This is a genomic window from Nocardioides sp. SR21, assembly GCF_022761125.1.
GTDB lineage: Bacteria > Actinomycetota > Actinomycetes > Propionibacteriales > Nocardioidaceae > Nocardioides.
In genome coordinates this window covers 246,963-264,232 of sequence record NZ_JAKWJR010000007.1, presented here as the reverse complement: position 1 = coordinate 264,232, position 17,270 = coordinate 246,963, and the positions used below count along the sequence as shown (strand labels likewise).

The 17,270-nt window shown below is 70.8% G+C and carries 16 protein-coding genes and 1 other RNA gene; 3 read left to right on the top strand and 14 right to left on the bottom strand.

From position 1 onward, the window contains the following. Positions 1-41: 41 nt before the first annotated feature. From MJ604_RS15325 to ftsE, 10 genes are all read right to left on the bottom strand, one after another. Positions 42-1,610 (bottom strand): N,N-dimethylformamidase beta subunit family domain-containing protein, encoded by a 1,569-nt coding sequence (locus tag MJ604_RS15325; RefSeq protein ID WP_243059361.1) that lies wholly within the window; start codon positions 1,608-1,610, stop codon positions 42-44. A gap of 197 nt (positions 1,611-1,807) precedes the next feature. Beyond that, positions 1,808-2,178: a transfer-messenger RNA gene (gene ssrA / locus MJ604_RS15320) on the bottom strand. 81 nt (positions 2,179-2,259) lie between these two features. Further along, complete coding sequence (locus tag MJ604_RS15315; protein WP_243059360.1) at positions 2,260-3,120, bottom strand: S1 family peptidase; 861 nt, start codon at positions 3,118-3,120, stop codon at positions 2,260-2,262. Between the two features lie 113 nt (positions 3,121-3,233). Continuing rightward, complete coding sequence (locus MJ604_RS15310; RefSeq protein ID WP_243059359.1) at positions 3,234-4,205, bottom strand: endonuclease/exonuclease/phosphatase family protein; 972 nt, start codon at positions 4,203-4,205, stop codon at positions 3,234-3,236. Between the two features lie 72 nt (positions 4,206-4,277). Further along, a complete protein-coding gene (locus tag MJ604_RS15305) occupies positions 4,278-4,652 on the bottom strand; it encodes a DNA polymerase ligase N-terminal domain-containing protein (RefSeq protein ID WP_243059358.1) in 375 nt (124 codons plus the stop codon). Continuing rightward, positions 4,649-5,524 carry an amidohydrolase family protein gene (locus MJ604_RS15300; protein WP_243059357.1) on the bottom strand — a complete coding sequence of 292 codons (876 nt, stop codon included), beginning with the start codon at positions 5,522-5,524 and terminating at the stop codon, positions 4,649-4,651. The genes MJ604_RS15305 and MJ604_RS15300 overlap by 4 nt, the downstream gene beginning before the upstream one ends. Continuing rightward, positions 5,517-5,996 (bottom strand): SsrA-binding protein SmpB, encoded by a 480-nt coding sequence (smpB, locus tag MJ604_RS15295; RefSeq protein WP_243059356.1) that lies wholly within the window; start codon positions 5,994-5,996, stop codon positions 5,517-5,519. Before smpB ends, MJ604_RS15300 begins: the two co-directional genes overlap by 8 nt. Before the next feature lie 128 nt (positions 5,997-6,124). Beyond that, positions 6,125-7,384, bottom strand: a complete 1,260-nt coding sequence (locus MJ604_RS24320) for a M23 family metallopeptidase (RefSeq protein ID WP_243059355.1) — start codon at positions 7,382-7,384, stop codon at positions 6,125-6,127. 53 nt (positions 7,385-7,437) lie between these two features. Next, the gene (ftsX, locus tag MJ604_RS15285) at positions 7,438-8,349 is read right to left on the bottom strand and encodes a permease-like cell division protein FtsX (RefSeq protein ID WP_243059354.1); all 912 of its coding nucleotides are present in this window, start codon (positions 8,347-8,349) and stop codon (positions 7,438-7,440) included. 37 nt (positions 8,350-8,386) lie between these two features. Next, positions 8,387-9,076 (bottom strand): cell division ATP-binding protein FtsE, encoded by a 690-nt coding sequence (gene ftsE / locus MJ604_RS15280; protein WP_243059353.1) that lies wholly within the window; start codon positions 9,074-9,076, stop codon positions 8,387-8,389. 143 nt (positions 9,077-9,219) lie between these two features. Here ftsE and MJ604_RS15275 point away from each other — a divergent pair, with 143 nt between their 5' ends. After that, entirely contained in the window at positions 9,220-11,133 is a 1,914-nt protein-coding gene (locus tag MJ604_RS15275; protein ID WP_243059352.1) for a fibronectin type III domain-containing protein, read from the top strand. Here the strand turns inward: MJ604_RS15275 and MJ604_RS15270 are convergent. The 3 genes from MJ604_RS15270 to MJ604_RS15260 all read right to left on the bottom strand — a co-directional run bounded on the left by MJ604_RS15270 (position 11,120) and on the right by MJ604_RS15260 (position 14,085). Then, the gene (locus MJ604_RS15270) at positions 11,120-12,025 is read right to left on the bottom strand and encodes an oxygenase MpaB family protein (protein ID WP_243059351.1); all 906 of its coding nucleotides are present in this window, start codon (positions 12,023-12,025) and stop codon (positions 11,120-11,122) included. The two genes, MJ604_RS15275 and MJ604_RS15270, sit on opposite strands and share 14 nt — an antisense overlap. Before the next feature lie 193 nt (positions 12,026-12,218). Further along, entirely contained in the window at positions 12,219-13,337 is a 1,119-nt protein-coding gene (gene prfB / locus MJ604_RS15265; protein WP_243059350.1) for a peptide chain release factor 2, read from the bottom strand. A gap of 34 nt (positions 13,338-13,371) precedes the next feature. Then, on the bottom strand, positions 13,372-14,085 hold the full coding sequence (locus MJ604_RS15260; RefSeq protein WP_243059349.1) for an ATP-binding protein: 714 nt from the start codon (positions 14,083-14,085) through the stop codon (positions 13,372-13,374). Between the two features lie 217 nt (positions 14,086-14,302). Here MJ604_RS15260 and MJ604_RS15255 point away from each other — a divergent pair, with 217 nt between their 5' ends. After that, positions 14,303-14,476 carry a hypothetical protein gene (locus MJ604_RS15255; protein ID WP_243059348.1) on the top strand — a complete coding sequence of 58 codons (174 nt, stop codon included), beginning with the start codon at positions 14,303-14,305 and terminating at the stop codon, positions 14,474-14,476. Positions 14,477-14,498: 22 nt separating this feature from the next. Here MJ604_RS15255 and MJ604_RS15250 read toward each other — a convergent pair whose 3' ends face one another. Next, positions 14,499-14,969, bottom strand: a complete 471-nt coding sequence (locus MJ604_RS15250; RefSeq protein ID WP_243059347.1) for a CAP domain-containing protein — start codon at positions 14,967-14,969, stop codon at positions 14,499-14,501. 389 nt (positions 14,970-15,358) lie between these two features. On the opposite strand from MJ604_RS15250, the gene MJ604_RS15245 reads away from it, so the two are divergent. Next, positions 15,359-17,212, top strand: coding sequence for a PQQ-binding-like beta-propeller repeat protein (locus MJ604_RS15245; protein WP_243059346.1), 1,854 nt, complete (start codon positions 15,359-15,361; stop codon positions 17,210-17,212). Positions 17,213-17,270: the final 58 nt, after the last annotated feature.

Here is a 17,270-nt window from a genome sequence, read left to right as displayed (position 1 = left end):
GGAGTCCCGGGTCGACCGGGAGTTGTTGATCATCGTCGTCGTCAGCTCGCGCCCACCGAGTTGAGGTCGGGCAGGTGGTACCTGGTCACCGTGTCACGGGCCGGGTGCTCGAAGCCGACGGGGCCGGCGGCGTACGTGCGCAGCAGGTTCAGGGTGACCTGGTGCACGAACCGTTGCACGCGCGCGCCGAGCGGGTCGTCGCACCGGTCGATCAGGGCGCAGCCCCACCGCAGCGTGCCCGCCGTGAAGACCCCGGCGCCCGAGTCCGTGGTGTAGTACACCGACTGACTGGTCGTGGTCACCCCACCGCACGGGTACGACGTGTGGCTGAGCACCTCCATGGGCCGAGGAGTGGAGGCGTTGAGGTAGACCCGGTCGGCCTCCGGCCCGACCAGACCCGGCATCCGGTCACCCGATCGGGCGCCGGTGCCGCGGAAACCCCACCACGTCGGCGATGCGACCACGAAGTCGGCATCGACGGGGTAGCACTCGTACTCCATGCCCACCAGCCCCTGCTCGGACTCTGCGGCCGGAGCGTCCCGGAACCGTGACGTCGCCTCCCGCGGGCGCTCCTCGCGCAGCGGGTCGAGATGCGCGTCGGAGCGGTAGCCGGTCTGCAGCCGCGCCTGGCCCGCGTGCGTCTCGTCCAGCCGGATGCGCCAGTACATCGTGTTGGCGCCCAGGAACGCGAGGTTGGTCCCACCGTCGCGGGCCTTCTCGACCGCGCGGCGCATCGCCGGCGTCCAGTACTCGTCGTGGCCCATCGACACGTAGCCCGCAGCACCCTGGAGCAGACCGGGGTCCTGGTGGAGGTCCACGTTGGTGTAGTAGCTCAGCGGGATGCCCAGCCGCTCGGCTCGGACCACGACGGGGATCGCGGCCGTGCGGTAGTCGTTGGCGCCCGTCGCCCCGTTGAACGGGCGGTCGAAGCTCACCGCCCAGCTCCGGCGGTCGCCGTCGGGGCCGTGGTACAGGCTGTAGCCGCCCCACTCGTTGTAGGCCTGCCAGGTCGTCACGGGCGACACCAGGGCGACGGTGCCCTCGGCGGAGGGCGACGACACGACGTACGGGACGAGCGTCTCGCCGCCCGACCCCATCCGGACCTTGAGGACGTAGAACCCCGGATCCCATCCGGTGGTGTCGACCCACTGGCTGGTCCGCCAGGGGGCCACCACCGTCCGGGTCTCGACGGGCCGGAGGACGGCGTCGGCCTGCTGTTGCCCCTCCAGCACCGGCGAGCGCCACACCAGGGCGCCGGTCCCACCGGGGTACCACCCGATGCGGTACGCCGACACTCGGTAGCGAGGCGCGACGGTCGAGACCTTGAGACCGACGCGCGTGCCGGGCGGAGCACTGATGTGGGTCGTGTACGCCGCGATACGACCGGCGGCTGGCTCCCGCAGCCGCCAGTCCTCGCTCCCGCGGGTCCGTGGAGTCGTGGCGGCCGCGAGCGACGGCGGCCGCGCCGTCGGTTCGATCTGGTCCTCGGGGAGGTCCGCCGGCGGACCCTCGGCAGCTTCGAAGGCCGAGCAGGCGGTCGTGATCAGGGTCAGGGCGAGGACCAGCCCGGCGAGGGACGAGGTCCGGCGGTGGTGTCGGTAGGTGCGCATGCCGCACGTTGCGTCGCCGCCGTGTCCCGACGACCGAGCCTGCGATCACGGACGGAGCAGGAGGAATGACCCGTCGTTCCCGGCGACGGGACCGACGTCCCGTCCCGAGCGGGGACACGTGAGTCAAGCCGCGTCGACGGGATGTCGACGCGGCTTGACCTCAAGAGGTGATCAGCAGATCTCACGCGTGAGAGTGGTGGTGGAGCTGCGGGGAATCGAACCCCGGTCCTCGAGCGTCGATCCAGGTCTTCTCCGGGTGCAGTCCGTGATGTCGCTTTTCTCGGCCCCGGGGCTCGCACGGACACGTCCCCGACAGGCTCAGTCACGGAATAGTCCCGCTCACCCTCCGCGACACGGAGTGAGCAGCAAGTCTCCTAGATGACGCCAGGGTCCGGGCCGGAGACGGATACCCGGTCTGACGCTTCGATCACCGCTCAGGCGGCGAGAGCGAAGGAACTGCGCTTAGCGTTGGCAGTTATTGGTTTCCAGCGATCGTTAACGAGATAACGCTGGCTCCTCGACCCGCTTCCCCTGGAACTAACGTCCCAAGTCGAAACCGATCAGCCCCTCTTGAGTTGTACTTCGAGTGTAGTGGGACAACCACAGGCGGGCACATCGGTATTCCGACATGCCCGCCGCCGTGGTCTCGTCAGCCCCCGAAGGTGAGGCCGAAGTCGTCGAGCCAGTCCTGCACGACCTGGATGTCGACGCGCTGGTAGCCGCCGAGGTACCGGCAGTTGTTGGTGTAGCCGTAGCTGGTGACCGCGACGACCTCACCGTTCAGGAACACCGGACCGCCGGAGTCACCGAAGCAGGTCCCGCCGGTGCCGAACGGGTCCTTCTCGTTCCCGTTCGTCTGCAGGATCTGCGGGGTGAGCTTCTGGCCGGGCATGTCGACGTACCGACGGAGCAGCGGGTAGCTCATCGGCTGCGGCTTCTGCGGACCCGAGTCGGGCTTGCGCACCTCGGTGCCGTAGCCGACCGCGGTGAAGATCGTGCGACGCAGCCGGGAGGACGCGATCGCGTCAAGCGTCCCCAGCTCGGCGATCGTCGCCGGCTCGATGTCGGTGACCGGCTCGTCGAGGACGATGACTCCCACGTCGTTCCAGTTGTCCAGGTCGGTGAAGTCGGAGTACTCCGGATGCGTGTACGCCTGCCCGGACAGGTAACCCGCTGCGGCGAGCTCCGCCTCGGTGTAGCCGACGGTGGGGTCGGCAGCCACCGGGAACGGCGACGGCGGCGCCTCGGCGATCACGGAGTCGAAGGTCACCAGCGTCTTGCCGAGAGTGCCGGACGTGCAGTGTGCCGCGGTGAGCAGCACCGTCGGGCTCACCAGGGTCGCGCTGCAGCGGTAGCGGCCGGTGGCGTCGTAGAACAGGATCAGGCCGACGTTGGGGTGGGTCTCCCCGTCAGGGGTGCCACCGGTACTGGCCTGGGCAGGTGCCGAGACGACGGTGAAGCCGGTCGCAAGAAGTACGGCAGCGACCAGCATGAGCAGACGATTTCGCATGGATCAGACTCCCTCGAGAAAGGTCTGTCCCCGGACCGGCTGCTACTCCATCAGCAATTGGCGTCCGTGGGAAGCCCCCTGCAGCACACCGGCGCCTCGTGCGGTGTGTCCGGTCAGCCCTCGAGCGAGAAGCTCGCGAGGACCGCGTCGTGGTCGGAGGTCAGCTCGCGCGTCGACTGCGCGGTCGGGGTGAGACCGGCCGTGTGGAAGACGTAGTCGATGGTGTGGCCGCCGTGGTCGCCGGTGCCGCCGTCCGGCACCCCGAAGGCGTCGTACGTCGAGGTCAGCCCCGCGGTCGCGAGAGCGTCGCCCGGCCAGAGCGGGCCGTGGTAGCCGGCGTTGAAGTCGCCACCGACCAGGACCGGGCCGCGCGATCGGAGCTCGCGGACCAGCACCGCGAGCCCGTCCATGAAGACGGGCAGCAGCCCCGCCGTGCGCCGCAGCGTGGGCGCGGGGTGGGCCGAGACGACGCTGAGGACCTGGCCGGCGGTGGAGCGCAGGGTGACCCAGTTGACCGCCCGTTCCCCCCACTTGACCTTGCGGGTGGTGAGCCAGCGGCTGCCGGCGTCGACCTGGGTCCAGCGGTCGGTGCGCCACAGCACGGGCGTCTCCGCGAGGTACGGCGAGCCGGTGGTCCGGAAGGAGGCGTAGCCCGGCGGCCGGATCTCCGCGTCGCCGCGGTGGCCGGCCTCGTTGAGGGTGATGAAGTCGGGCTCCGTGGAGGCGACGGCGGCCAGGTCCTGGGCGAAGAGCGCCGCGGACATCCCCTGGTAGAGGTTGGCCTGGGTGATCGACACGCTCGTGGGCGTGGGGGCGGCCGGCGCCTTCGCGACGGCCGGCGGTACGACGACGGGCTGGGTGGGGAGCGTCACGACCCGCTTCTCCACCCTCTCGGGGGCAGCCGGAGGCGCCGTCGGGGTCGGGCGGAGCCGGAGGGTCGCGGCCGACCGGACGGGTGCGGGGTCGGCCGGCGGGGGCGGGACCGCGAGGGCGACCGTCGGCTCGGGAGCGAGCACCGCCTGCTGCTCGACCGCCGTGGACGCGACGCGCCAGTCGACGACGTTGCCGCCGACGACGCCTGCCACCGTCACCGTGGAGGCGACGAGGACAGGGAGGAGTACGCGGTCCAGCACATCTTCGACATCGGCAGGTGCGGCTCAGACTTGAGGATCGGCGACCTTCACCAGGATCCAGTTCCGCGGGTCGCCGTTCATCGAGGTGCGGGTCAGCGCGAAGACACCGTCGAGCCGGGCGCCGTGGAGGCGGACCTTGAGGTGCCCGGCCGCGATCGCGCCGGCGGCGTCCGGCTCGATCAGGTTCTCGTACGTGCCGTGGTCCCAGATCGTCTTGTCCGCGTCCTCGTACGTCGCGTGCTCGAGCTCGTGGTCGTCGACCTGGACGGCCAGCCGCTTCACGCGCGGGTCCGTCGTCGGCTCCTTCGGCACCGCCCACGACACGAGGACGCCGTCGACCTCCAGCCGGAGGTCGAAGTGCAGCGTGGTCGCGCGGTGGCGTTGCACGACGTAGATCACGGCCGCGCCCCGAACAGACGGCTGCCGTTCTCCCAGCACACCGCGCGCAGCCAGTCGTCGCCGAGGTCGAGGCGGGCCAGGCCCTCGAGCTGGTGGGCGTAGGGGTACGGGATCGTCGGGAAGTCGCTGCCGAGCAGGACCTTGTGCGCGACGTCGCGCAGCCGCGGCACGAGGTCGGCGGGGTACGCCGGGAAGAAGTCGGTGAACACCATCGTGGTGTCGAGGCGGACCTCGTCGTACCGCTCGGCGAGCGCGAGGAACTCCGCACACTCCGGAGCCCCCATGTGCGCGAGCACCAGCGCCAGCCGCGGATGGCGGCGCAGCAGCCGCTCGGTCGACGCTGGACCGGTGAACTCGTTGCCGACCGGGCCGGAGCCCGCGTGCAGCACGACCGGCGTCCCGGAGTCCTCGAGCTGGCCCCAGACGCCGTCGAGCAGCGGGTCGTCGACGTGGAACTCCCCCACCTGCAGGTGCAGCTTGAAGACCTCGACCCCGGCCTCGACCGCGGCGCCGACGTACGACGCCGCGCCGTCCTCGGGGTAGAACGTCGCCGACCACAGCGACTCGGGCACGTCGCGCTTGAAGCCCGCGGCCCAGTCGTTGAGGTACGCCGCGACGCCCGGCTTGTGGGCGTAGGGCAGCGTCGGGAAGTGCCGCACCCCCATCGCGCGCAGGATCTCGACCCGCTCGGCGTGGTCCTGGCGGTAGCGGATCGGCCACTCGCGGCCGATCTTCGGGCCGGCGGCGTCGAAGACGGCGTACACCGCGCGCTGGATGTTCGGCGGCAGGAAGTGGACGTGCACGTCGAACAGCCCGGGCAGCCCGAGCCCCTGCCAGAACTCCCGGACAGCAGGGACGTCGGGGTCAGTCACGCATGCCCTTCATCCGCCGGCCGATCGCCTGCTGGGTCTCGCGGTCGGCCGTCCGCTCGGCGATGGCCTGCCGCTTGTCCCACGACTTCTTGCCCTTGGCGAGCGCGATCTCGACCTTGGCGCGGCCGTCCTTGAAGTACAGCGCGAGGGGCACGACGGTGAGGCCCTTCTCGTTCACCCGGCGCTCGATCTTGTCGATCTCGTCGCGGTTGAGCAGCAGCTTGCGCTTGCGCCGGGCGGAGTGGTTGGTCCAGGTGCCCTGGGAGTACTCCGGGATGTGCACGCCGTGCAGCCACGCCTCGTGGTTCTCGATGTCCACGAACCCGTCGACCAGGGAGGCGCGACCCTGCCGCAGCGACTTCACCTCGGTGCCCATCAGGACGAGACCCGCCTCATAGGTGTCCTCGATGAGGTAGTCGTGTCGCGCCTTCTTGTTCTGCGCGACCATCTTCTGCCCGGTCTCCTTGGCCATTCCGCCATTCTCTCAGGAGCGGCAAGGTGGTTTCGAGACGGTTGCTTCACAACCACCTCGACCACCGGGCACGGTGGTCGAGGAAGGCGCCCTGGCGCCTGTCTCGAGACCTCCGTGCCTGGGAGGGCCTACGACAGCCAGCCCATCGGGTCGACGGCGTCGCCGTTGACGAGGATCGTGAAGTGCAGGTGGCAGCCGGTGGACCAGCCGGTGTTGCCGACGTACCCGACGGTCTCGCCCTGGGCGACGCGGTCGCCGACCCCGACGCGGTACGACGTGGCGTGGTTGTAGACGGCGGTGACGTTCTTGCCGTTGATCTGGCCCAGGCTGAGGTAGAGCCGGTTGCCGTACACCGCGGAGTAGTACGCCGCGATCACGGTGCCGCCGGCGACGGCCTTCATCGACTCGCCGCAGGAGACGCCGAAGTCGGTGCCGTCGTGCAGGCCCCAGTAGTGGTAGATCGGGTGCTCGCGGTAGCCGAACGGCGACGTCACGGAGCCAGGGACCGGGCGGATCAGCAGCCCGTTGGTCGAGCCGGTGTACCCGCCCTTCGCGCGCGCCGCGGCCGCCAGGATCAGCTGCTTGATGCGGGCCTCGCGCTTCTTGGCCTCGCGCAGGTCGGCGAGGTCCTGCTGGCGCGCGGCGACCGCCTCGACCTGGGCGCCCCGGCGGTTCTCGACCTGGGTGCGGACCGACTCCTTCGCCGTGGCCGCCTCCGCGGTCAGCGTCTGCATGGTCTTCAGGTGCTCGGCCGCGGCCTCCCGCTGCTCCTCGACGTCGTCGCGAGCGGCCTGGACCTCGTTCTCGCGGACCTGGAGCAGCACCTCGGCGGCGTGCAGGTCGTCGTACGCCCGCGCCTCACGGCCGACGATCACGCTGCTGAGCTCGGCCTGACGGGTGAGGTCGGCGGTGGTGCGGGACTCGAGGATGGTGGCGAACGCCAGCAGCTGCGGGTCGCCCTGCTCGTAGATGTCCGTGACGGTGTCGGTGAGCTCGATCCGCTGGTCGGCGAGGTCCTGCTGGCCCTGCTCCAGGTCGGCCTGCGCCTCCTCGAGCCGCTGCTCGGCCTCCTCCAGCTGCAGCTGCATCTCCTGGTCACGGACCTCAGCGGCGTCGAGCTTCGCCCGGGCGGCCCAGTACTGCCCGCGGGCCGACGCCAGGTCGGTGACCGCCTGCTGCAGGGCGCTGCGCGCCGCCTGGAGCCGGCCGCTGGACTCGTCCAGCGCGTGCTCGGCGTGCTCGACCTGCTCCTGGGCCTCGTGCTGCTTGTGCTTGAGGTCCTTGGGGTCGGCACTGGCGAGGGGGACAGCCAGCGCACCGAGCGCGAGCGTGCAGGCCGCAGTGGCCGCCGCAAGACGCTGGCGTGCGGTACGGGGGAAGTGACGCACCGTGTTGCCTTCGTGTTCGGGGAAGTGAACGCGAAGACGTTAACCCGCGCGGATCAGACTTTGAGGTATTTGCGCGTCAACACGAGTGTCGGAAGCAGCGTGAGCACCGGCCCCAGGATCGCGACGACGATCGCGGCGTAGGTGAACTCCTCCATCCCGATCCACGGGATGAAGCCGACGAGGTCCTCCAGCTGCTTGTGCACGCCGAACCACATGAACGCCCCGAGGGCGCCGACGGCGATGCCCACCGCGATCGCCGCGGTCACCAGCGCCTCCATGAGGAACGGCAGCGCGATGTAGAGAGTGGAGGCGCCGACCAGCCGCATGATGCCGATCTCGCGGCGACGGGCGAACGCCGCCAGCCGGATCGTGTTGGCGACCAGCAGCAGGGCCGCGACCACGAGGAACGCCGCGATCCCGAGCGCGCCGATCCGCATCACGTTCAAGCCCTGGAGCACCGGCCCGACGATCTGGCGCTGGTCCCGGACGCTGGAGACGCCGTCGAGCCCGATGATCGCGCTCTCGATGCCTTCGTACTCGTCCGGGTCCTTGAGCGTGATCCAGACCGACTCCGGCATGTCCTCGGCGGTCGCGGCCGGGTTCGGACCCTCGAACTTGTCGGCGCCGAGCAGCTCCTTGATCTTCTCGAACGCCTCCTCCTTGGTCTCGAAGCGGTAGCTGTCGACCTCGGGGTTCTCCTCGACGACCGCCGCGATCCGTTCCTTCTGCGCCTCGGTGACCTCACCGGCACAGGCGGGGTTGTCGTCGCGGTCCTTGCAGAGGAACGCCGTGATCTGCAGCTCCGAGCCCCACTGCTCGGCGGCCTTCTCGGCCTGCTGGTTGAGCAGCACGCCCAGGCCGACCAGGGTCAGCGAGACGAACAGCGTGAGGATGACGGCCACGTGCATGGACAGGTTGCGGCGCAGGCCCTGCCCGAGCTCGGAGAAGACGTAGCGAAGCTGCATGGGTGCGGAGACTCGTTTCGGTGGAGTACGTCGTACGTCAGTGCTGGAAGCCGTAGCTGCCCTGGACCTGGTCGCGCACGACCCGGCCGTCGTCCAGCTCGATGACGCGCTTGCGCATCTGGTCGACGATGCCGGCGTCGTGGGTGGCCATCAGCACGGTGGTGCCGGTGCGGTTGATCCGGTCCAGCAGCTTCATGATGCCGACCGAGGTGGTGGGGTCGAGGTTTCCGGTGGGCTCGTCGGCGATGAGGATCATCGGCCGGTTCACGAACGCCCGTGCGACCGCGACCCGCTGCTGCTCGCCGCCGGAGAGCTCGTCGGGCATCCGGTCGCCCTTGCCGTCGAGGCCGACCAGCTCGAGCGTCTCGGGGACCAGCTTGTTGATCTCGGAGCGGGACCGGCCGATCACCTGGAGCGCGAAGGCGACGTTCTCGCTGACGGTCTTGTTGGGGAGCAGGCGGAAGTCCTGGAACACGGTGCCGATCTGGCGGCGCATCCGCGGGACCTTCCAGCTCGCGAGCCGGTTGATCTCCTTGCCTGCGACGTAGATCCGGCCGGAGGTGGCGCGGTACTCGCGGAGCACCAGGCGGAGGAAGGTCGACTTGCCGGACCCTGACGTGCCGACGAGGAAGACGAACTCCCCCTTGTCGATGTCGACCGACACCTGGTCGAGGGCGGCGCGCGCCTGGCCGGGGTAGGCCTTGACGACCTTCTCGAAGCGGATCACCGGATCGAGGGTAGTCGGTGACCCCACGCCCCCGGCGAACCCGTCCCGGCCGGGAGTGCCGGGTGAAGACTGCTCCGTTCCGGGGACGCACCGTCGATGACACCGCTAGCGTCCCGGGCGGAGGTGGGTCGATGAACCGGAGGATGGGGCGGACTGTGGCGTGCGCCACGGCGATCGCCGCGGCGCTGGCCGCCGTCGGTGTGACGAGCACCTCGAGCCAGGCGGTCGGGAGCGACCGGAAGGCCGCGCGGTACGCCGCGATCGTCCACGAGGACCCCACCGCGTCGCTCGACAGCGACGGCAACCTCTACTACACCGAGCCGGTGCCGAGCGCGGCCGCCGTACGCGCCCGGCAGGCGGTGCCCGCGCTGGCGCCGCAGTTCCCGCTGAGCCAGACGTTCCAGCTGCACAGCCAGCCCGGGTCGGACCGCACGATCCTCCTCGACTTCGACGGCGCGACCGTCTCGGGCACGGCCTGGAACAGCGAAGGACTGCCGAACGGCAGCCACCCCGCCTGGACGCTCGACGGCAACGCGTCGACGTTCAACAACAACGAGCGCACGCTGATCCAGGAGATCTGGCAGCGGGTCGCGGAGGACTTCGCGCCGTTCGACGTCGACGTCACCACCGAGGACCCGGGCACCGCCGGCATCGTCCGTAGCGGCGCCGGCGACCAGGTGTTCGGCGCCCGCGCGCTGATCACGCCGAGCAACGCGGTCGACCAGCTCTGCGACGGCGATTGCGTGGGCATCGCCTACCTCGACGTGTTCGACCAGGTCGGCGGGGACTCGCAGCCGGTCTGGGTCTTCCCGCAGTACTACGAGGACAACGCCAAGGGCATCGCGGAGACCGTCTCGCACGAGGTCGGCCACAACCTCGACCTCGAGCACGACGGGAACAGCCAGGAGGGCTACGACTCCGGCCACGCCCCGTGGGCGCCGATCATGGGCAACTCGGACTTCGAGCCGATCAGCCAGTGGAGCAAGGGCGACTACGACGACGCCGACAACCAGCAGGACGACTTCGCGGTCATCGCGGGGGCCGGGCTGAACCTCCGCACCGACGACGCCGGCAACAGCGTCGGCGCCGCGTCGGCGCTGCCGGACGGCACGGCGTACATCGCCAGCCGCACCGACAAGGACTTCTGGGCGCTCGGCCAGTGCTCGGGCTCCGTGAAGGTCACCGCCACCGGTGCGGCCGTCGGCACCAACCTCGACATCGAGCTGCGGCTGTACGACGCCGGCGGCACCCAGGTCGCGGTCAACAACCCGCTGTCGGCGAAGGTCGACGCCGACGTGGCCTCCGGCATGAACGCGGCGATCACCACGTCGGTCGGCGCCGGGCAGTACGTCGCCGCCGTCGACGGTGTCGGCAACGGCAGTCCCAAGACGGGCTACGACGACTACGCCAGCGTCGGTGCCTACACGCTGACCGTCACCGGCTGCGAGGGCGGACCGGTCGACCCGGGCGGTGAGACGCCGAGCGCTCCGCAGAGCCTGTCGGCCTCGCCCGACCCGTCCGGTACCTCGGCGCTGATCAGCTGGGACGAGCCCGCCGACGAGGGCGGGAGCGCGATCACCGGCTACGAGGTCACCGTCGGTGGCGTCACCGACAGCGTCTCGGCGGCCACGTTCTCCTATGAGGCGACCGGGCTCAGCCGCGGTGAGACGTACGACGTGAGCGTCGTCGCGGTCAACGACGCCGGCGCCGGCGCCGCGGCGACCACGTCGTTCTCGACCGGCGACGTACCGGGACCGCCGGTCATCACCGGCGCCGGCAGCGGTGCGCTCGGCGGCAAGGTCACCGCGAGCGTGCGCTGGGCACCGCCGGCGGACGACGGTGGATCCGCGATCACGGGCTACGTCATCAAGGCGACCCGGTGGAGCGTGCTCGGGTCGGCGCTCTGGTCCGGCTCGACCGACGTGCTGCCGGCCAGCCAGCTGTCGTCATCGCTGCAGCTGCCCAAGGCCGGGATCTGGAGCTTCCGGGTCCGCGCCTTCAACGACATCGGCACCGGCCCCCTCAGCAAGGCCTCGAAGAGGGTCAGGGGCCGCTGACCCGCTCGACCGGGTCCTCGTGCCGCACCGGGCAGCCCTTCACGCCCGGGACGGGGAACGTGCCGAGCTGCTCGACGTCGTAGCCGTCCGGGTAGCTGCGGATCCAGGAGATGTCCTCGATCAGCTTCGGCCTCCGCCTGGCCGGGAAGGCGCGCAGCGCCACTCCCCTGGCCTTGAGCGCGGCCCGGCTGAGACTCTGCACCGCGAGCGGCGGGGCGTCGTACCGGAAGGCGTCGCGCAGCGGCTGGTCCATCAGCGCCCGCGCGAAGAGGCCCGCGGGCTTCTGCAGCGGCTTGGCGTAGAACGTCTGCATCAGCGCCAGCGTCGAGTCGGCCACCTGGCGCGCCCCCTCGTCGTACGCGAAGTGCTCGGCCTCGTAGGAGTCCATCAGCTCCTCGAACCCGGCGTAGGTCTCCGGCACGTCCTTGATGTTCATGTGCCGGCCGAGGACCCGGTAGTACTGCACCGACGCCTCGATCTCGTTGGCCGTGAACGGCCGCTTGCCGTAGTCGTCCATCCACCGCTTCGGGACCACCACGAACGTGCTCAGCACGTAGCGGAACTCGTCGTTGGGGATGTCGTAGGCGCGGTGCATCGCGTTGATCCGGCGGATCGCCGCCTTCGCCTCCGGGTGCTCGAACCCCACCCGCGTCGGCGGCTCGAGCAGCAGCGCCGTGTCGTCGTACCGCTTCTGCACGGCCTCGGTGAACTGCCCCGTCTCGTAGAGCAGCCGCCCGATCCCCGGCACGGCGTAGGTGCGGAACAGCGCGAAGCTCAGCGCCTGGTTCATGTCCCACGGGAACTCGTGCATCACCACGTTGCGGCTGATCTCGACGTAGTCGGTCGCCGGATCGAGAGCGTCGTTGCGGGACTTCCAGTGGTCGCGCCTCATGGCCCGACCCTAGAACAGGTTCCGGGTCCGTGTGAATGCTGACTAACATCGGTGGTCGAGCAGCGAGCGCCAGCGAGCGTCGTCGAGCCCCCGCAACCGACGAGACCACCGTGGTCGTTCGGCTCACCGGGTCTCGACACGCCGGTCGCGGCTTGCTCGACCACCATCATCGCGCCCGCTGTCGCGGCCGCGATCAGTTCTCGGCGGCCTTCTCGGCGCCGCGGCGCCAGCGGATGCCGGCCTCGATGAAGCCGTCGACGTCGCCGTCGAAGACCGCCTGCGGGTTGCCGACCTCGAAGCCGGTGCGCAGGTCCTTGACCATCTGGTACGGGTTCAGCACGTAGTTGCGCATCTGGTCGCCCCAGGTGGCGGCGACGTCGCCCTTGAGGTCCTTGCGGAGCGCGGCCTCCTCGGCCTTCGCCTTCGCGAGGAGCTTGGCCTTGAGGACCACCATGGCCGAGGCCTTGTTCTGCAGCTGCGACTTCTCGTTCTGGCAGCTGACCACGATGCCGGTCGGCAGGTGCGTGAGGCGGACGGCGGAGTCGGTGGTGTTGACCGACTGGCCGCCGGGGCCGCCCGAGCGGAAGACGTCGACGCGCAGGTCGTTCTCGTCGACCTCGATCTCGTCGGTCTGCTCGAGCACCGGGACCACCTCGACTGCGGCGAACGAGGTCTGCCGGCGGCCCTGGTTGTCGAAGGGCGAGATGCGCACCAGGCGGTGGGTGCCGGCCTCGACCGACAGGGTGCCGTAGGCGTACGGCGCGTGGATCGCGAACTCGGCGGACTTGATGCCCGCCTCCTCCGCGTAGGAGACGTCGAAGACCTCGACGGGGTACTTGTGCTGCTCGGCCCAGCGCGTGTACATCCGCATCAGGGTCTCGGCGAAGTCCGCGGCGTCGACGCCACCGGCGCCGGAGCGGATCGTGACGATCGCCTCGCGGGCGTCGTACTCGCCCGACAGCAGCGTGCGGACCTCGAGCGCCTCGACGGACTTCTGCAGGCGGGCCAGCTCGGTCTCGGCGTCGGCGAGCGCGTCGGCGTCGCCCTCCTCCTGGGCCATCTCGACCATCAGCGCGAGGTCCTCGATGCGGCTCCGCAGACCGGTGAAGCGGTCCATCTCGCCCTGGAGCGCGGAGAGCCGGCCGGTCACCCGGGTCGCGTTCTCCTGGTCGTCCCACAGGTCGGGCGCGGCGACGCGCTCGCCCAGGTCGGCGATCTCCCGGCGCATGGCGTCGACGTCCAGGACCTGCTCGATGGTGTACATCGTCGCCTGGAGCTGCTTGATCGCTGCGTCGTAGTCCGTGCCCGCCACAAGGAGCAAGGTTACGGGTCCGCGCCCGGTGGGCCTACTCGGCCTCGCCGACCCTCCGCGGCGAGGGGAGCGCGAGCTCGGCCCAGACCCGCTTGCCGCCGCCCTCGGCGGCCCCCATCCCCCAGGACGTCGCCAGCGCGCTGACGAGGTAGAGCCCGCGGCCGTGCTCGTCGGTCTCGGTCAGCGGCTGCGGCTCCGGTGTGCCGGCCCCGTCGTCGTCGACCTCGATCCGGAGCGCCTGCGCGGTCGCCGACAGCCGCACGCGGTACGACGACCCCGCGTGGGTCAGCGCGTTCGCGGCGAGCTCGCTGACCACCAGCAGCGCGTCGTCCAGCGGGTCGGCGATCCCCCACTCGGCCGAGCGCGCCCGCACGAACTCCCGGGCCCGGCTCACGCTGCTCAGCTCGTGCGGCAGGTCGATGACCGCCGCGGTCTCGTCGACCTCGTCGGGCTCCTCGAGCGACTCGATCAGCTCCACGAGGCGGCCCAGGTCGCCGTCCTCGGGCAGCACGATCTTCGCCCCCGGCGCCGCGGTGCGCACCTGGCCGAGCAGGTCGTCGCCGGCGAATTCGGGCAGGTCGAGGTCCAGGACCACGACGTCGGGACGCAGCAGCGAGGCGAGCCGGACGGCTTCTGCACCGTCGGCGGCCTCGCCCACGACCTCGAACCCGCCCCGGAAACGGAGGGAGGTGCGGACCTGCCGGCGTACCTCGACGACGTCATCCACCAGGAGGACGCGGATCGGCACGATGGGCAGCCTAGGCGTCATCACGGGCCCAAGCACGCACCGTCGGGGGGTCAAAATGGCTCCGGCTGCAGTTTTCTGCAGTTTTGTGCAGCGCATTTACCTGAGCCACGGATTTCGTCCGAAATTGTTGCGGCCCTGCCAATCTCTTCTCACCGGCCCTCCCAGGGTCGCCAGATCGACCCCCGACATTCCCCACCACCGCTCTCGGGAGCACGCCATGATCATCGAAGTCCGCCCCACCCCCGCGTTGCGACGCCACCGCGCGCGCATCGTCGGCGCGGTCGCGGTCGCCGGGCTCGTGGCCGCCTCCCTGCTCTCCGTGGCCCAGCTGGCCAACGCGAGCGACGTCGGACGACCGGACGTCACCGTCTCCGACCGCTCGCACGACTGACCCCCGGTACGCCGCTCAGCCCTCAGCGAGTCCTGCCGCCGAAGACCTGCGCGGCGTACCAGGTACCGTCCCGGCTCTGCCGGGCCCCCATCCCCATCAGCCGGAACCCCGGGTTGAGGATGTTCTCGCGGTGGCCCTCGGAGTTCATCCAGCCGTCGTTCACCACCGAGCGGCCGCTCGGGTAGCCGTACGCGACGTTCTCCCCCGCCGTGGTCAGGTCGCACTGGCGCAGGATCGGGCGCAGCTCCTGGTGGAACATCCGGTCCTGGCGCGCCATCCGTCGCGCCTGGCGCTCTGCGAACCTCTGCAGGCAGTCCTGTGTCCGGAACCCGGCCCGTTCGTGGTGGTGCCGGACCCGGTTCGTCGCCTGGACCGCCTGGTTCTGGTAGCGACCGGCGGTGAGGCCCGTCGGTGGGGCCGATCCGGCCGGGATCGGCGCCAGCGCGAGGGCGGCGAGCAGGGTGGTGGGCAGGGCGACAGCGATGCGGTTCATCAGGCTCCTCCGAGACTTGGCCTAGACCGTTGACACTGTTGTCCCCGTAACCGGCGTGCGCCAATCCATGAGCCTTTACCGTCGCGGCATGGCCCCCCGCCGCGTCCTTCTCACGTTGCCCGTCGTCCTCGCGCTCGGCCTCAGCCCGACGGCCTCCGCCCAGCCCGCTCCCCCGGCCGTACAGGCCGCCGAGCAGGTCCCGGACACCGCCGACGACCTGCCCGCCGGCGCGGTGGTCGCCAACGAGCAGATCTTCCAGATCGCCCGCGCGGGCGACCGGGTCTACGCCTATCGACACCGTCGGGCGGTACGCCGGCCCGGGGGCGGCCCTGAGCGCCGCGGACGGCTCGGCCGAGCCGAGCCCCCAGATCGCCGACGGCCAGGTCTCCGTGGCGGTCCGCGACGGCGCCGGCGGCTGGTACCTCGGCGGCGACTTCACCCGGATCGGGGGCCAGCCCGCCGGCGGCCTCGCGCACGTGCTCGCCAGCGGCGAGCTCGACACCGACTTCCTGCCGGTCACCAACGGCCTCGTGAGCGCGATGGTGCTGGTCCAGGACACGCTGTACGTGGGCGGTTCCTTCTCGTCCGTCGACGGCACCGCGCGCGGACGCCTGGCCGCGCTGTCGACCGAGGACGGCTCACTGCTGCCGTTCGACGCCCCGCAGGCGAGCCGGGTCACCGAGATGGTGTTCAGCCCGCCCGCCGACGGCCCCGGCCGGCTCTACGTGGCCTCCGACGGCATCCACGCGCTGGATGCCACCTCCGGCGCGCCGGTCCCCGGCTTCTCCGCGCCGCCGGACAGCCCCGTCCAGGCGCTCGCACTGGGCGCCGACCGGCTGTACGTCGGCGGCGCCGAGGTGATCGCCCTCGACCCGGACACCGGCGCCGTGGATGCCGGGTTCGACACCGGCACCCCGATGGCGGTCGACGCGAACCACCGGGTCCACACCCTGCTCCCCACCGCCGACCGGCTCTACATCGGCAGCGACCGCACCCTGGTCCAGGGCCAGGCCGGCCGGCTGGTCGCGGTCGACCCCGAGACCGGCCACCTCGACCCGACGTTCGCCCCGGTCATCCCCTCGAAGGGCAACCTCCCGTACGTCGCGGCCGGCGTCTACGACCTCGCGCTGAACGGCGACGAGCTCTGGGCCGGCGGCAGCTTCGAGGGCGGGCTGGCCGTCGTCGACGCGGCGACCGGCGCGGCCGCCGACATCGACGTGCCGTCGTACGACCTCCAGGTGAACGCCGTCGAGCAGTCGGCCGGCTCCATGTACGTCGGCGGCCACTTCTACATGTCCGACGTCGTGAAGACCCGCGGCGTCGCGGCGTTCGACGCCGAGACCCTCGACCCGGTGCCGAGCTTCCGGTCCACCGAGAACGCCTACGGCGACCTGTTCGTCGGCGCCGGCGCGGTGTGGATCGCCGGCACCAACCACATGGGCTACGACCCGTCCGCGCTCGCGGCCGAGAGCAGCACCTACTTCTACGACTGGACCCGCGACGTGGTCGCGCTCGACCCCGAGACCGGGGCGCGGATCGCGGCGCGGTCGATGAAGGTCAAGAACCTCACCGGCATCACGACCATCGGCAACCGGCTCTACGTCGCCCGCCGGTTGGAGAACGACCAGCGCTTTCCGCTCAACCGGGTCGACGTCTACGGCCCGAGCGGCAAGAAGGTGGACTCCTTCCAGGTGCAGCGCCGCGGGTACATCACCGAGCTGAGCAGCCTGGGCGGCGACCTGGTCGCCGCGGGCAGCTTCGAGGGCCGCTACCTCCGGTCGGCGATCGTGAAGATCGACCCGGCGACCGGCAAGGTCCGCCACCGGTTCGACCCGAAGATCAACGGCCCCGTGTACGACGTGGCCCGGTCGGGCAACGGCATGGTCGCGGCCGGCCTCTTCAAGGAGGTCTGGGGCGGGTACGACGCGACGTGGAAGCGGCCCGGCCTCGAGCGGATGCGTCCTGACGGCGTCACCGACACCGGGTTCCTGCCCAAGGCGTTCGACGGCAACCGGGTCCTGCTGCACGTCGAGGCGATCGGCGACCTGCTCTGGGTGGACGGTGCCTCGCGCGCGTTCCTCGATGCGAAGACCGGCAAGCCGGTCGCCGACCCGACCGGCGGCGACGCCCCCTGGTGGGTCGCCGGCGTGTCGAGCGACGACCTGGCCTACACCTCGCTGATCTTCCCGAACCTCGGCGGCCGGACCGGCTTCAAGCTCGCGTACGTCGCCGCCGGGCGCTGAAGGTCCGTGACGTCCCCTGTCGAAACGGGAAGAGTTCATCCGACGCGTGGGTGAAAGT

Excerpts from the sequence above, each read along its gene's own strand:
- MJ604_RS15325 (WP_243059361.1), bottom strand. The coding sequence starts at position 1,610 with ATGCGCACCTACCGACACCACCGCCGGACCTCGTCCCTCGCCGGGCTG.
- MJ604_RS15315 (WP_243059360.1), bottom strand. The coding sequence starts at position 3,120 with ATGCGAAATCGTCTGCTCATGCTGGTCGCTGCCGTACTTCTTGCGACC.
- smpB (WP_243059356.1), bottom strand. The coding sequence starts at position 5,996 with ATGGCCAAGGAGACCGGGCAGAAGATGGTCGCGCAGAACAAGAAGGCG.
- ftsX (WP_243059354.1), bottom strand. The coding sequence starts at position 8,349 with ATGCAGCTTCGCTACGTCTTCTCCGAGCTCGGGCAGGGCCTGCGCCGC.
- MJ604_RS15275 (WP_243059352.1), top strand. The coding sequence starts at position 9,220 with ATGGGGCGGACTGTGGCGTGCGCCACGGCGATCGCCGCGGCGCTGGCC.
- MJ604_RS15270 (WP_243059351.1), bottom strand. The coding sequence starts at position 12,025 with ATGAGGCGCGACCACTGGAAGTCCCGCAACGACGCTCTCGATCCGGCG.
- MJ604_RS15255 (WP_243059348.1), top strand. The coding sequence starts at position 14,303 with ATGATCATCGAAGTCCGCCCCACCCCCGCGTTGCGACGCCACCGCGCG.
- MJ604_RS15250 (WP_243059347.1), bottom strand. The coding sequence starts at position 14,969 with ATGAACCGCATCGCTGTCGCCCTGCCCACCACCCTGCTCGCCGCCCTC.